General features: G+C 66.0%; 15 protein-coding genes. 3 read left to right on the top strand and 12 right to left on the bottom strand.

All coding sequences use genetic code 11. The features are described 5' to 3' along the window. Nucleotides 1–103 precede the first annotated feature (103 nt). The 6 genes from EXV95_RS03870 to EXV95_RS03845 form a co-directional block, all read right to left on the bottom strand. Complete coding sequence (locus EXV95_RS03870; RefSeq protein WP_176885874.1) at nucleotides 104–1,336, bottom strand: Yip1 family protein; 1,233 nt, start codon at nucleotides 1,334–1,336, stop codon at nucleotides 104–106. An 84-nt stretch (nucleotides 1,337–1,420) separates the two neighbouring features. Continuing rightward, nucleotides 1,421–2,461 (bottom strand): VWA domain-containing protein, encoded by a 1,041-nt coding sequence (locus tag EXV95_RS03865; RefSeq protein WP_176885873.1) that lies wholly within the window; start codon nucleotides 2,459–2,461, stop codon nucleotides 1,421–1,423. Between the two features lie 33 nt (nucleotides 2,462–2,494). Then, nucleotides 2,495–3,337, bottom strand: a complete 843-nt coding sequence (locus EXV95_RS03860) for a hypothetical protein (RefSeq protein WP_176885872.1) — start codon at nucleotides 3,335–3,337, stop codon at nucleotides 2,495–2,497. 5 nt (nucleotides 3,338–3,342) lie between these two features. Further along, nucleotides 3,343–3,897 (bottom strand): DUF3617 domain-containing protein, encoded by a 555-nt coding sequence (locus EXV95_RS03855; protein WP_176885871.1) that lies wholly within the window; start codon nucleotides 3,895–3,897, stop codon nucleotides 3,343–3,345. Nucleotides 3,898–3,923: 26 nt separating this feature from the next. Next, on the bottom strand, nucleotides 3,924–4,415 hold the full coding sequence (locus EXV95_RS03850; RefSeq protein WP_121506515.1) for a hypothetical protein: 492 nt from the start codon (nucleotides 4,413–4,415) through the stop codon (nucleotides 3,924–3,926). Nucleotides 4,416–4,453: 38 nt separating this feature from the next. Beyond that, a complete protein-coding gene (locus EXV95_RS03845) occupies nucleotides 4,454–4,822 on the bottom strand; it encodes a hypothetical protein (protein WP_121420009.1) in 369 nt (122 codons plus the stop codon). A 194-nt stretch (nucleotides 4,823–5,016) separates the two neighbouring features. Here EXV95_RS03845 and EXV95_RS03840 point away from each other — a divergent pair, with 194 nt between their 5' ends. Together EXV95_RS03840 and EXV95_RS03835 are read left to right on the top strand one after the other, a co-directional pair. Then, nucleotides 5,017–5,667: a response regulator transcription factor gene (locus EXV95_RS03840; RefSeq protein WP_176885870.1), complete on the top strand. Its 651-nt coding sequence runs from the start codon at nucleotides 5,017–5,019 to the stop codon at nucleotides 5,665–5,667. Then, nucleotides 5,654–7,411, top strand: coding sequence for a hybrid sensor histidine kinase/response regulator (locus EXV95_RS03835; protein WP_176885869.1), 1,758 nt, complete (start codon nucleotides 5,654–5,656; stop codon nucleotides 7,409–7,411). The genes EXV95_RS03840 and EXV95_RS03835 overlap by 14 nt, the downstream gene beginning before the upstream one ends. Before the next feature lie 87 nt (nucleotides 7,412–7,498). Here EXV95_RS03835 and EXV95_RS03830 read toward each other — a convergent pair whose 3' ends face one another. The 4 genes from EXV95_RS03830 to EXV95_RS03815 all read right to left on the bottom strand — a co-directional run bounded on the left by EXV95_RS03830 (nucleotide 7,499) and on the right by EXV95_RS03815 (nucleotide 11,165). Then, nucleotides 7,499–8,665: an ABC transporter substrate-binding protein gene (locus tag EXV95_RS03830; protein ID WP_176885868.1), complete on the bottom strand. Its 1,167-nt coding sequence runs from the start codon at nucleotides 8,663–8,665 to the stop codon at nucleotides 7,499–7,501. 140 nt (nucleotides 8,666–8,805) lie between these two features. Continuing rightward, nucleotides 8,806–9,546, bottom strand: coding sequence for an NAD-dependent deacylase (locus EXV95_RS03825; RefSeq protein WP_176885867.1), 741 nt, complete (start codon nucleotides 9,544–9,546; stop codon nucleotides 8,806–8,808). Between the two features lie 16 nt (nucleotides 9,547–9,562). After that, nucleotides 9,563–10,309, bottom strand: a complete 747-nt coding sequence (rlmB, locus tag EXV95_RS03820) for a 23S rRNA (guanosine(2251)-2'-O)-methyltransferase RlmB (protein ID WP_055398120.1) — start codon at nucleotides 10,307–10,309, stop codon at nucleotides 9,563–9,565. A 142-nt stretch (nucleotides 10,310–10,451) separates the two neighbouring features. Next, the gene (locus EXV95_RS03815; protein WP_055398119.1) at nucleotides 10,452–11,165 is read right to left on the bottom strand and encodes an ABC transporter ATP-binding protein; all 714 of its coding nucleotides are present in this window, start codon (nucleotides 11,163–11,165) and stop codon (nucleotides 10,452–10,454) included. 15 nt (nucleotides 11,166–11,180) lie between these two features. Here EXV95_RS03815 and EXV95_RS03810 point away from each other — a divergent pair, with 15 nt between their 5' ends. Beyond that, on the top strand, nucleotides 11,181–11,861 hold the full coding sequence (locus EXV95_RS03810) for an arylesterase (protein ID WP_176885866.1): 681 nt from the start codon (nucleotides 11,181–11,183) through the stop codon (nucleotides 11,859–11,861). A gap of 4 nt (nucleotides 11,862–11,865) precedes the next feature. Here the strand turns inward: EXV95_RS03810 and EXV95_RS03805 are convergent, their stop codons facing one another. Both EXV95_RS03805 and EXV95_RS03800 read right to left on the bottom strand, forming a co-directional pair. Continuing rightward, nucleotides 11,866–12,057, bottom strand: a complete 192-nt coding sequence (locus EXV95_RS03805; RefSeq protein ID WP_176885865.1) for a hypothetical protein — start codon at nucleotides 12,055–12,057, stop codon at nucleotides 11,866–11,868. Between the two features lie 47 nt (nucleotides 12,058–12,104). Next, entirely contained in the window at nucleotides 12,105–12,953 is an 849-nt protein-coding gene (locus tag EXV95_RS03800; protein WP_255484912.1) for a DUF2189 domain-containing protein, read from the bottom strand. Nucleotides 12,954–13,010 lie beyond the last annotated feature (57 nt).

Genomic DNA, 13,010 nt, shown 5'->3' with positions numbered 1-13,010 from the left:
TTGCTTTTCGTGCCAATAGCTGGGCTGTTGGCCGCAAAAAGGCGCCTTGCGGCCCATCCCGCCCCCCACTACCACTGTCTCGCAAGGGTTATGCAGGACACCCTTAACGCTTCAGCGCCGCCAGTTGTCCGATCGGTACACCTTGTAGTGCGGCTTTCAAGTCCGGCATCGGCGCATGGCCATTGGCGTCCAACAGCACGCCGTTGGGCAGCAGCATGGCAAAGCTCGACTGGCTGCCATCCTTGCGGTATTCCTCTTTGTAGGAGACGCCGTCCTTCTGGTACACGCGCTCGGCCTCATCGGCCGTTTCGCGGTCCACCGTGCCGCGCGACCACGCGGCCATGGCCAGCATGGGCATGGCGCCAATGTCGAGCACGCGCAGCTCGATCATCCGATCCCCTTCGGAAAACTGCGCGGTGACGCTGCTGAACTGCATGCCTGCCATGCCCTCGGTGCGCGCGTCCGCCGATGTGCGCGGCATGCCGGCCAGCGTGGCGGGCATCAGGCCCTTCAAGGTTTCCACCGCAATCGGCGCCCCGCCCTGCCCGCCCAAGGCGGCGCCCAGCGCCTCGTCCATGGCCTTGCCAGCCTCTTGCGTGTCGCCGCGCGCCTGGGCCTGCTCCATGCGGCGCGCGGCGGCCTCGACCTTGGCGGTGTCGATCTTGATCTGCGTGCCCGGCACGCTGATGCTCACGTTGCCACCCTCGGAACTGGCCAAGCCGCCCAGCCCCACCCCTGCGCGCGGCATGAACAGCGCGGACGCCCCGCCCATCACCAGCCCCAGCACCACGGCGCATACCACCAGCGCCGCCGTGTAGCCCATGGCCTTTTCATGCGGTACCTTCATCAGCACGGGCGCCCCCTGGTACATCAGATAGATGCTGTACAGCGCCGCCACCAGCCCCAACATCGCCAGCGAAGGCAGCAGGCTGAACACCCCGCCCACCATGCCCGCCGTGGCGCCATAGGCCAGCAGCTTGAAGGCCGACGGCACGTGCGCCTGGCCCTGAAATTTGGGTGCGAGCGCGCTAGCCACCAGGGCCATGCCGTACATCAGCGCCAGCGTGAGCGCATAGCCCACCACCATGCCCACCAACCCTTGCACGATGGGCACGCGCACCGTGATGCCGAACGCGCCCACACCCACCAGGCTCTGGCCGATGAAGCCCGCCACGGCTGGAATCGCGGCCAGGTAGATCAAATAGCTTTTGTAAACGCGGGCGATGCTGTCGTCCTCGCCCGCAATCGTGGGCCAGGTTTCGCGGGGGCGCAGCAAGATGGCCTGTGCGCGCTCCAGCACACCACGGGCGGCGGTGTTGTCGGCAAGTGTGGTCATGAGTTTTTCCAAAAAAATATAGGTCAAATCGGCCTCTAGCGCTTTCTCAAAAAGCGCAAGCAGCTATCAAATCAGGAGTTGCCGTTAGTTCTTCTTCGGCACCTCGACAACGTCTCCATGCCAGGCCCCCTCTGCCGCTCCGCCAGCGTCGCAATAGTCCCAAAAGCCCTGAAAATTGGTGCCTTCACGATTGAAGACGAGCGTCGCCCTGCCCCAGTAGTGCGTGCCGTTTCTTGATGCGGCACAGCGTTGGCCTGCCGACTTGGCGAACCAATGGCCCTCGAAATTGAAGCTGCCGCCCCCAGAATCCGGGGTGAGCGCACCTTCGATCGTGCCCGCGTCGGAACCGTCGGCGGCCGTGCCCGCGTAGCGCCCGGTCAAGCGGTTCTTGTCCGCGCTCTCCACCGTCAAGCGGCCAAAGCTCGTGTCATAGACGCGGCCCACCATTCCCGACAGCTTGTCGGGCCGCTGCGGTGGGGGGCTGGAAGCCACCTTCTGCAACGCCTGGTTCAGTTCATTGGCGTCGCGGGCGTCCACGTAGCGCCCGCCGGTGCTGCTCGCCAGGCATTGCAATTGCGCCTTGGCCTTGGGGTTCTTGTCGATGTCGAAGCCCACGACGTGGGCGGTGAAGTCCACGCCCAGCTTCTCCAGTTCCTTGCCCTGGATGCAGGGGTCGGCGTGGCAGGTTTCCTCGCCATCACTAACCAGGATGACCGTGGCTTTGCGTTCGCTGAACTTCAGGTGCTCTGCTGCCATCCGCACCGAGGCGGAAATCGGCGTCATGCCCTTGGGCTGCAAGGCGTTCACCGCCTGCTGAAAACCGGCTTTGTCGACCGTGCCCGGGGCCTTGAGCATCTGAATGTCTGCGCAGTCGCCCTTGCTGCGGTGGCCATAGGCCATCAACCCCAGTTGCTGGCTGGCGGGCCAGGTGGCGAGCATGCTGCCCACGGCCTCGCGGGCGATCTCGATCTTGGCGCGGCCCGCGATCTGGCCCCACATGGAGCCGGATGCGTCGAGCACCAGCATGGATTGGCCGGGGCCTTGCGGCACGGTTTGCGCGTGGGCGGGGGCGTTGGCGGCGCAGGCCAGCAGTGCGGTGGCGACAAGTCGGTGGGTGACAGGCATGAAATCCTCTTCAAAAAGAAAGCGTTACCACGGCTACTGCCGCGCAAAGGTGAACGGCGTGCTGATGGTGCAGGCCGAAGGCAAGGTGACACGCACCACGCTTTCGCCCTCCATGTGCGTGGCACTGCGCACGCGCACATCCCAAACCATCTCCATCGGCTTGCCCTGGCTTGCGGCCAGCGTGCCGCGCCAGTGGTTGGGCGCGATGCGCTGCCACGCCACCTGCGGGCTGCGGATGATTTGCGAGGCGTTGAATGGGCGCGCAAAGGTGACGGGGCCGGACTGCGGCGCGGGCATTTGCCCGGCAAGGGCTGCTGTCAGGCCCGGCAAGCACTTGCCGCTGGTGAGCGGGCTGCCGTTGGCAAAGCGCCATGGGCCGTCCTGCGGCTGGATTTCGCCGCCGGGCGTGGGTAGGGGTTTTCGCAGGTCAATCTCCTTGGGGCCCGGCTGGATGATCTCGACCTCGATGCCGGGCGACTTGGCCGGTGGCTTGCCTGCGGGCCGGGGTGCGGCAGGCGCTTTTGCGGGCGGTGGCGGGTCTTTTTGCACTTGCCCACGGCGCATGACCTCGGCTGCGGCAAAGGCTTCTTCAGGCAAGGGGATGAGCACCCGGGCCTCGTTCTGCGTCATGCCGCCCGCGCATTCGCCTGCGGCTGCGCAGCGCCATACAGGGTCGGGAAAGTCGCGGCTGGCGTCGATGAAGGCACGCTGTGCCTCGGCCTGGCCGTCGATGCCCAGCGCGATGCGCGCCTCTTCGGACTGCAGCATGCCGCTGCAATGCACGCCTGCCGCACAGGCCAGGTGATCCAGCGATTGCGCGCTGGCGGCGGCGGCGCACAGGGCGAACATGCCAATAAGGGCAGATTGGGCGCGCATTGCCATCACCGCTTGGCCGCGGGCTTGGTGGGCGTTGCCAGGGGCTTGAGCGTGCCGCAGTCGGCCGACAGGCGGCGCGCCTCGGTGCTCATGTCCATGCGGCCATCCTGCTTGCTGGTGAGCACGGCCTTGGTGCTGAAGTGGCTGGCACTGTGCAGCGTGGTGGTGAAGTCGCCCTGGCTGGGCGGCTCCTTGCAGGTAAGGCGGCCCGTCCAGGTGCTGCCGCTGCGCTTGACCTGGGTGTAGGTGCAGTCGCCCTCGGTGTGGCCTTCGCGGATGGGGTCCTGCTTCGCGTTCTCGGGGCTGATGCACAGGCGCAGAGCGCCGTCCGCGCCCATGCCGATGCCGTGGCCCGCCATCTGCTGCTCCATCATCTTGCGCGCCTCGGGCGGCAGGTTTTTCATCTGCTCGTGCATCTGCGCCATCTGGGCAGCCATGTCCGGCTGGCCAGGCACGCGCACGTCGTGCTTGAACTCCCACAGGCCGGGGGCGATGTCCTGGGCCTGGGCTGCTGCGGCGAAGCAGGCGGCGGTGGCGATGGCAAGGGTTGCGGTCTTCATGGCAGGCTCTCTTTCGGTAGTGGTGTTCATTGACTGTCGCGCTCGATACGCACGCGCCATCGGATGTCGCCGCGCGCGCTGGTCAGCGTGCCCTCTGCCGCCTGGCCCGTCGCGGGGTGGCGCGCAAAGCGCAGGGTGAAGGGGTCGTCGGTGTCGGCGCTCACCGCCAGCGGCGCGGCGAGGCCCCCGCCCTTCAGCTCGCGGGCGTGGGCCGATTCGCCCGCCGCGCCCGCCCATTCGCAGGGTTCTCCCGCCGGGTCTTCGCACATGGCGCGCCCTGCCACCCATTGCAACTGCAGCACGCGGCTGCCCTGCTGCTGGATGATGTGCAGCCGCGCCAGCTCGGCCCCGGCGCGGGTTCGGATGCGTGGATCGTCGCGTGTCACTCGCCAGTTGCCCTGCCAGGGACCGGGCGGGGTTTCCTGCGCGCGCTCGGCGGCAGACTGGCCGTGCTCCGCCAGCGCGGCCAGGGGCAGGCAGGCGGCGACTAGCAGCAGGCGGGTGCGGTGCACTAGCATGGCTTTGCTTTCACGAAGGCGGCGGGATGGCATCCTGGTCAGCAGGTGACGGTTGCGCTGCCGCTGTCGATGACAAAGGTGGCGTTGGGGTGATCCGCCTTCGTGGCCGCGTTGATGATGGTGCATTCGCTGCCGGACAGGGCTGCACCGTCCTTCACGACGAGCCGGACGGTGTTGCCGGTGATGTGGTAGTCCTTGAACTTGCCAGACATCACAGAGGTGACGGAATAGGCAGCGGCATCCAGGGGCGTGTTGCCCTTCAGCTTGACTTTCTTCTTGCCGGTGACTTTTTCGGCGGCCTGTTGGGCCGTCTGGGTGGACTCTGCGGTCTTGTCGCCGCAGCCAGCCAAAGCCATCATGACAAGCAGTGCCGCGCCGCTGATGGTGAGGGTGTTGTAAGAGGTCATACTTTTCTCTTGGTGGGTGGATGGGACGTGAAGAGCGGCGCAAGCTGGTTTCGTGCTTTTCCTTTCACGCATGGGGCGGGATGGTGCCCACGCAAAACGCGCGCGGCCATATGCCATTCGGCCCATGCAGAGGGCCTGGGCTGCACGCTATCCTCTGCAACGTGAAAAACTTCACGAAAAATGGAGACCCCGCCTTGGACCCGCTCAACGGCTTTGCCCTTCTGCTAGTGGACGACCACCCCCTGTTCCGAGACGGGCTGGCCGCCGCGCTGCGCCACCAGGCGCCGGGGCTGCGCGTGCAGGCCGTGGGCTCGCCCGCCGAGGCCATCGACCTGCTGGCGGGCCATGGCGAGGGGGAGAGCGAAGGGTTCGATCTGGTGCTGCTGGACTACCGCCTGCCCGGCATGGACGGCCTGCGCTGCGCCGCGCTGCTGATGACGCAGCACCCCGGCATGGGTGTGGGCCTGATGTCTGGCGTGGACGACCCAACGCTGGCACGCCGCACGCAGGACGCTGGGCTGGTGGCCTATCTGCCCAAAACGCTGGAAGTGCCCGCCCTGCTGGCGCAACTGCGCCAATTGGCCGAGGGCGAGCCCTCGTTCGCCGTCGCCGCGCAGCCGCCTGATGCGGAGCAGCCCACCGGCCCCTACGGCCTGACGGCGCGGCAGATCGATGTGCTGCACATGCTGGCCTCGGGCGGCAGCAACAAGGAGATCGCCCGCGCCATGGGCATATCGCCCGGCACGGTGAAGAACCACCTGAACGCCATCTTCACCAAGATGGGCGCTGCCAATCGGGTGCAGGCAGTGATGATGGCGCAGGCGGTGGTACGTGAAGCGACCTGAAGAAGACAGGGCCGCCGCACCACCGGATCGCGTCTTTGCCGACAGCATCGGCTCGCTGTCGCGGGCGCTGCGCGGCTCGGTGGTATCGAACATCGTGGCCGCATCGCTGCTGGCCCTGGCCATGCACGGCTGGTATCCAACGCAGGTGCTCGCCGCATGGCTGGCAGGGCTGGTACTGGTGCATCTGTGGAGGCCTCTTTGGCGGGCCGCCGTGCGCCAGCCGCAGTCTACCCCCTTGAGCCCTGCGCGCAGGGCGCGCCGGGTCGAAGTCGATGCCTTCATCCTTGCTGCGTACTGGGGCGCATCGTCCGTGCTCTTCTTCCATGCCAACAGCAGCCTGGTGCCGTTTTACTGGGCGCTGGTGCTGGGCGGTACGGCAGCGGGCAGCATCGGCGCACATGCACACCACCCCAGGGTCATGTGGATTTTTCTGCCCACACTGATCACGCCGTTTGCAGTGCGGGCGCTGCTAGAGGCCGATGGCAGCACGCGCTTTCTTGGTGCGGGCATGCTGTTGCTGCTGGCTTATCTGCTGTACTACGGCAGGCAGCATGCGCGCACGCTACAACGCATGATTGCGCTGCGCCATGAAAACAGCGCCTTGGTGGACGAACTGCAAAGCCAAGCCCTGGCGCTGCGCGAGGCCAACGCCGCCAAGTCCCGCTTCTTCGCCGCAGCCAGCCACGATTTGCGCCAGCCGCTGCAAGCCATGAACCTCTACATGAGCGTGCTGCAAAGCGGCCAAGATGGACGCAGCGATCCGGCCACCCTGTCGCGGCTGGACGAATGCCTGTCCGCGCTTGATCGGCTGCTAGGCGTGGTGCTCGACCTTACGCGCCTGGACAGCGGCCAGGTCACGCCCCAGCCCCGCCCCTTCGCCGTGCAGCCCTTACTGGAGCGACTGGCAGGCACCTATGAAGCTGCGGCCCGCCACAAGGGGCTGCAGATGCGCGTGCACCCAACGTCCGCCTGGGCGGTCAGCGATCCGGCGCTGCTCGAACGGGTGCTCGCCAACCTGCTGACCAACGCCATCCGCTACACCACATGCGGCGGCGTGCTGCTGGGCGTGCGCCGCGCCGACCAAAGCCTGTGCCTTTTCGTGGCCGACACCGGCATCGGCATTGCCGCCGAGGCGCACGAATCCGTCTTTGAAGAGTTCGTGCAACTGAACAACCCCGCCCGCGACCCCGACAAGGGTCACGGCCTGGGCCTGCCCACGGTGCGGCGCATCGCAGACTTGCTGGGGCACTCGGTGGAGCTGCGTTCGCAACCTGGGCGCGGCTCGGTCTTTGCCCTGCGCCTGCCGCCAGCCTCGCCTGGTAGCGAAAGCGCCACGCCAGAGCCTCCGGCTGCCGCCACCGCGCCGCTGCAAGGCCGCGTGCTGGTCGTGGAAGACAACGCCCTGGTGCGCGATGCGCTGGTGCAGCTGCTGACCGGCTGGGGCCTCACCGTGCAGGCCGCCAGCGACGGCGATGCAGCCTGCGCCGCACTCACGCAGGCCAGTGATGCGTTTGACGTGGTGCTGAGCGACTGGCGCCTGCCCGGCACGCGCGACGGCCTGGCCGTACTGCGCGAGGCCCGCGCGTGCCAGCACGGGCTGAAGCTGGCCGCCATACTGACGGGCGAGGACGTGCAGCTGCTGCGCTCGGCGGGCAAGGAGTTTCCCGTGCTACGCAAGCCCTTGCGCCCCTTGCGCCTGCGCACACTGCTGGCGCGGTATCTGCGCGAAAGCAAGCTGCCCTGAGCGAAGACACGGGCTGGAAAAATTTCAGCTTTTTTGGCCTCTAGCGCTTTCTGCATAAGCGCAAGCAGCTATCAATTTTGCGTATTTTCAGCTCAACCGACGCCCGTTCTCCGCATACACCGCCAAGTAGATGGCGTCGGAGCCAATGTAGGGCGCCTTGTTGCCAAAGCCTACGTTGAAGTCGCCAAACGACAGCGCGCGGATGCTGGCCAGGCCCGCGCGCAGGCGGTCGCGTGTGAGGTCCTTGCCCGCATTTTTGAGGCCCTCGATCATGATCTGGCCGTTGAGCCAGCCTTCGAGCGCGCTGCCGCTGTTCAAGAAGGCCGGGTCGGCCCCGGTGGCCTTCATGGTGCTCTGGAACTTGCGCACCACCACCGATTTTTGCGAATTCGCGTCCGGAAACACCTGCACCAGCGCCAGTCCCCGTGTGGAGGCGGCGAGCTTGGGCAGCTCGGACGAAATCACCGTGACCGACAGGCCCGCCAGCGGCACGCCCTGCGCCTTGGCACGGAAGGCATGCACAAACGCGGTGTTGGCCGTGCCCGTGGTGGCCAGCAGCACGGCGCCCGGGCGCTCTGCAGCCACCTTGTCGGCCAGCTCAGCGCCGTTCTTGCCGTCCACGGCCAGTGCAAACTCGCCACCGCGCTCGACCTTGATCTCGTCCAGCGCGCGGGACATGTCCTTGAGCACTTCCTTGCCAAACGGGTTGTCCAGGTACACCACGGCAATGCGTTTGAGGCCCATGTCCACGATCTGCTTGACCAGGCGCTGCGTCTCTTCGCGGTAGGTAGGGCGCAGGAAGAACACATGGCGGTTCTCAGGCGCACGCAGCGAGGTCGCGCCCGTCACCGGGCCAACGGTGGGAATGCCTTTGGATTCGATCAACGGCAGGATGGATGCCGTGTTGGCCGTGCCCAGCGGCGAGATCAGCGCGAACACCGACTGGGCCTCGACCATCTCGGTCACGTTCTTGAGGGTGCGTGCAGCCACATAGCCATCGTCCTTGGGGTCCATGCGGATCTCGCGGCCATGCACGCCGCCAGCGGCATTCACTTCAGCAAACGCGGCCTTCATGCCTGCCACCTGCTCGATGCCCGCCTGGCCCAAGGGGCCGGTCAACGCGATGGAGCAACCCAGGTTGATGGTGCGAGCCGTCAGTGCTTCTTCGGCGGCGCGCGCCGTATGGGCCCATGCGGGCAGGCCAGTGGCAGCAACGGCCTGGGTGGCGCGCAAAAGAAAGTGTCTACGGCTCATGTTGATACGCCCGAAATAGTGCAAAGGTGGGCGAGGCTACAGGCAGGAGCCGATTTAACGTGTCGGCTTTGCGACAGCCCGGCCACCCCGTTGCACCTTGGCCACCGACGAGATCGCCCACGGGTTCTGGCGTGGTGTTGCTAGCCCGCGCCAAGCAGCTGCGGCAAAACTTCGGCGGCCGTGCCGCGCAGTACGCCATGCGCGGTGCCATCCAGCTCGCTCGGTGCGGGATTGACCACCACCGCCCGCGCACCCGCAGCGCGCGCCTGGTGCGCAAGACCGGCCGCCGGGTACACCGCCCCGGCCGTGCCGACGACCAACATCAGATCGCATGTGTGGGCTGCGTGCTGGGCGGCCTCCAGGGTGGCAAAAGGCAGGGCTTCGCCAAACCAGACCACACCGGGCCGCAGCAGGTTGCCGCAGCGGTCGCAGTACGGGGGATGGCCCGCCACGGCGTGATCGATGTGGCAGCAGTTGCGCGGCGCATCCAGCCAGCGGTTTTCAAAGATGTCCCCATGCAGGCACAACACGCCGACGCTGCCCGCGCGCTGGTGCAGACCGTCCACGTTCTGGGTGATGAGCGTGAGCCGATCCGGGTATTGCTGCGCAAACGCTGCCAGCGCCTGATGCCCCGCGTTGGGCGCCACGCCGGTGAGCAGGTCACGCCGGTACTGGTACCAGTCCCACACGCGCTGCGGGTGGGCACGAAACCCGGCTTCGGTGGCCATGTCCTCAGGCCGAAACTGCGCCCAATAACCGGTCTGGGCATCGCGAAAGGTGGGCACACCGGATTCGGCGCTGATGCCTGCACCGGTCAGCACGGCGATGTGGCGCGCCTGCTGCACCCATGCTTTTACGGCGTCGAGCAAAGCACCTTCCATCACCTACAGGGCTGCATCAAGACCGCTGGCGCAGCGCCTCGTACAGGCACACGCCGCTGGCCACCGATACGTTCAGGCTCTCCACAGCGCCCTTCATTGGGATGCTCACCAGCTCATCGCAGGTCTTGCGCGTGAGCTGGCGCATGCCATCGCCTTCGGCGCCCAGCACCAGGGCCACGGGGCCTTTCAGGTCGACCTGGTAGATGGTCTTGGGGGCGTCGTCGCTGGTTCCGATGCACCAGATGTTGCGCTCCTTGAGTTCGTTCAAGGTGCGTGCCAGGTTGGTGACCATGAAGTACGGCATGGTCTCGGCCGCGCCGCTGGCCACCTTGGCCACGGTGGCGTTGATGCCCACGGCGTGGTCCTTGGGGGCGATGACGGCATGCGCGCCCGCACCATCGGCCACGCGCAGGCAGGCGCCCAGGTTGTGCGGGTCGGTCACGCCGTCCAGCACGAGCAGCAGGGGCTGCTCAATGCCGGCGGCTTCCAGGTCTTCCAGCAGTTCATCCAACGAGGTGGCAACCTTCACGGGCTCTACGCGCGCAGCCACGCCCTGGTGGCCATGGCTGCCGGCCAGCTTGGCGATGCGCACGCTGTCGGCTTCAATCAGGCGGGCACCGGCCTCGCGGGCGCGGTCTAGAAACTGGCGCATGCGGGCATCGCGCCGCGTGGCCTCGTAGTAAATCTCGATGATGGATTTCGGCGCGGTCTTCAGACGCACGCCCACGGCGTGAAAGCCGAAGAGAACTTTGGGGCTGGACATGGGGGGATTATCCGCTGGCGCAGGGCACCGGCTTTGGAAAACTATCAATTTGATAGCTATTAGCGCTTGATGAATAAGCGCTAGAGGCCAAAAACACTCAAAAACCTGGTTTCCGCCTCCCTCTCAGCGGGGCAAATAGCGCTTACACGACCCGCCCGGCTTCGATGGTGATACGCCGCTCGCACTGCTCGGCAATGGCGCGGTCATGGGTGACCAACACCAGCGTGGTGCCCTGCTCGCGGTTCAGGTCGAACATGAGCTTCATGATGGTTTCGCCGGTGGCAAAGTCGAGGCTGCCCGTAGGCTCATCAGCCAGCAGCACGGCAGGTTGCACCACAAACGCCCGCGCCAGCGCCACGCGCTGCTGTTCGCCGCCCGAGAGCACCTTGGGGTAGTGAGAGAGGCGCTGGCCCAGCCCCACGCGGGCCAGCATGTCGGCGGCGACCTTGCGGGCATTTTTGCGAACTTCAGGGCGGTTGGCCAGCTCCAGCGGCAGCATCACGTTCTCCAGCGCGGTGAGGTTGCCCATGAGCTGAAAGCTCTGGAACACAAAACCCACCTTCTGGGCACGCAGTGCAGCGCGTTCATCCTCGTCGATGGCAAAGAGGTCGTGGCCATCGAGCCGCACCGTGCCACGGCTGGGGGTGTCCAGCCCCGCGATGATGGACAGCAAGGTGCTCTTGCCCGAGCCCGACGCGCCCACGATGGCGGCGGTTTCCCTGGCGGCCAAGCGGAAATCGATATCCCGCAGAATGTCGAGGGTTCCGGTGGAATCCGTGACCGATTTGAAGACATGCTCCACGGCAATGATGGGTGTGGCAGCAGCTGTCTTGGGCAATGGAGAGGATTCGGACATGAAAGGCTCTTTACTTTGATTCGATATCAGCAACGGCGCCACTTTATCCTGCGCGCCTCTATCGGGCTTCTGGTGGGGCTTTCGGCGCCCTGCGCCATGGCCCAGGCAACGTCCAAGACAGCGGCCGCGCCGATTCGCCAGCCCGTGATCCTGGTGCTGGGAGACTCTCTGAGCGCCGAATATGGCCTGGCACGCGGCACGGGCTGGGTGGCTCTGCTCGAAAAACAGCTGACCCAGGAAAAGCTGGCCGCTACGGTGGTCAACGCCAGCGTGAGTGGGGAGACTACTTCGGGCGGCCGTTCGCGCCTGGCGGCGCTGCTGGCGCAGCACAAGCCCAGCCATGTGGTGATTGAACTGGGCGGCAACGATGCCCTGCGGGGATTGCCGCTCAAGAACACGCAAGAGAATCTGACCGCTATGACGCAGGCGGCGCAAAAGGCCGGGGCCAAGGTGCTGCTGGTGGGCATGCAGGTGCCACCCAACTATGGCACCGACTACGCCAACAAGTTCGCGGGCCTGTTCACCACAGTGGCCAAGGCCCAGAAGGTGGCCGTGGTGCCCTTCTTCCTCAAGGGGGTGGCCGACGGGCCTGATCCGACCCACCTGTTCCAGCCTGACCGCATCCACCCGCGCGCGGAGGCGCATCCGCAGATGCTGGCCAATGTGTGGCCAGAACTGAAAAAGCTGTTGCGCTGAGGGCTCAGGCGCCGGGAGCGCCTGTGGGCTGGTCCGGGGCCGCAACATCGCCGTTGGGCTGGCCGTCAGCGGGCTGGTCGTCGCCTTGCGGATCGTCCGGCCTGCGCTGTGTTTTGGACCTCAGCTTCTCTTCCTTTTTTTTCTTTTTGGCGAGTTCGCGCTGGCGTTTTTCGTATCCGTAGTTGGGTGTTGCCAAGGTAATTGCTTCCTGAAGTTGAGACTCACTGTAACAGCATGGGTTTTTCAAGCCCCCGCTGGGGGGCGCTGAAGCGGGATGACCGATGCGCGGTACGCATGCCAGCTTGCAAAGCCCAGCACCGGCCCGGCCACCAGCAGCCCGATGCCCCAGAACCAGAGGGAAAACACCACGATGGTGGTGATGAGTGCGCCCCAGAGCAGCATGACCAGAGGGTTCTCCAGCACCACGCGCATGCTGGTGATACCGGCCGTGAGCGCATCGGTGTCTCGGTCCAGAATCATGGGAATGGACACCACGGAGGTCGAGAAAACCAGCGCTGCAAATACGCCCCCCACCACGAGGTACACCGCCACAAAGCTCCAGTTCTGCGGGCTGAAGACCGCCTGCAGCACGCCCGTGGTGGACGGCATGCCGGTGTTGAAGAACACGGCAAACACCACCAGCGATGCACGCCCCCACAGCAGCTCCAGCACCACAAGCACCAGCACCAGCATGCCCATGCTGCCCATGTGGCTGTCCCAGCAGGTGAGCGATTCGCTCAGCTCGGGCTTGAGCCCCGCCTCGCGCCGACGGCTGGTGTCGTAGAGCCCCATCGCCAAGAAGGGGCCTACCAGCAGGCAGCCGCTGGCCAGGGACATGGTGTATTCAGGCCGGGTGCGGAACACCCAGCCCAGCACCAGCGCCATGCACCAGAAGCAAACGCCATAAAACAGGGCAATGCCGGGAGCCGCGCGCACATCCTGCAACCCCTTGGCCAGCCAACGAAACGGGTCCGCCAACCCCAGGCGCTGCAGGGTCACGGGCTGGGCCACCTGGGTGTCTGGCGCCGGTTGCTGGGCCGGATCGGCAGACGCAGGAAGGGGGGTGGAGGAATCCGATGGGGTGGCGGTCATTCGGGCAGTTCGTGGAAGTGGCAGCGGGACACCCGCGAACACTCACACTAAGCCAGC

It is taken from the genome of Acidovorax sp. JMULE5 (genome assembly GCF_013376875.1).
Classification (GTDB): Bacteria; Pseudomonadota; Gammaproteobacteria; order Burkholderiales; family Burkholderiaceae_C; genus Acidovorax; species Acidovorax facilis.
The sequence above is the reverse complement of the archived record's forward strand: the minus strand, read 5'-3'. Positions and strand labels throughout refer to the sequence as shown.

What these genes read in the sequence shown, in the direction of transcription:
- rlmB (WP_055398120.1), bottom strand. Translation starts at nt 10,309, where the DNA reads ATGTCCAGCCCCAAAGTTCTCTTCGGCTTTCACGCCGTGGGCGTGCGT.
- EXV95_RS03865 (WP_176885873.1), bottom strand. Translation starts at nt 2,461, where the DNA reads ATGCCTGTCACCCACCGACTTGTCGCCACCGCACTGCTGGCCTGCGCC.
- EXV95_RS03860 (WP_176885872.1), bottom strand. Translation starts at nt 3,337, where the DNA reads ATGCGCGCCCAATCTGCCCTTATTGGCATGTTCGCCCTGTGCGCCGCC.
- EXV95_RS03855 (WP_176885871.1), bottom strand. Translation starts at nt 3,897, where the DNA reads ATGAAGACCGCAACCCTTGCCATCGCCACCGCCGCCTGCTTCGCCGCA.
- EXV95_RS03830 (WP_176885868.1), bottom strand. Translation starts at nt 8,665, where the DNA reads ATGAGCCGTAGACACTTTCTTTTGCGCGCCACCCAGGCCGTTGCTGCC.
- EXV95_RS03825 (WP_176885867.1), bottom strand. Translation starts at nt 9,546, where the DNA reads ATGGAAGGTGCTTTGCTCGACGCCGTAAAAGCATGGGTGCAGCAGGCG.
- EXV95_RS03870 (WP_176885874.1), bottom strand. Translation starts at nt 1,336, where the DNA reads ATGACCACACTTGCCGACAACACCGCCGCCCGTGGTGTGCTGGAGCGC.
- EXV95_RS03850 (WP_121506515.1), bottom strand. Translation starts at nt 4,415, where the DNA reads ATGCTAGTGCACCGCACCCGCCTGCTGCTAGTCGCCGCCTGCCTGCCC.
- EXV95_RS03815 (WP_055398119.1), bottom strand. Translation starts at nt 11,165, where the DNA reads ATGTCCGAATCCTCTCCATTGCCCAAGACAGCTGCTGCCACACCCATC.
- EXV95_RS03845 (WP_121420009.1), bottom strand. Translation starts at nt 4,822, where the DNA reads ATGACCTCTTACAACACCCTCACCATCAGCGGCGCGGCACTGCTTGTC.
- EXV95_RS03800 (WP_255484912.1), bottom strand. Translation starts at nt 12,953, where the DNA reads ATGACCGCCACCCCATCGGATTCCTCCACCCCCCTTCCTGCGTCTGCC.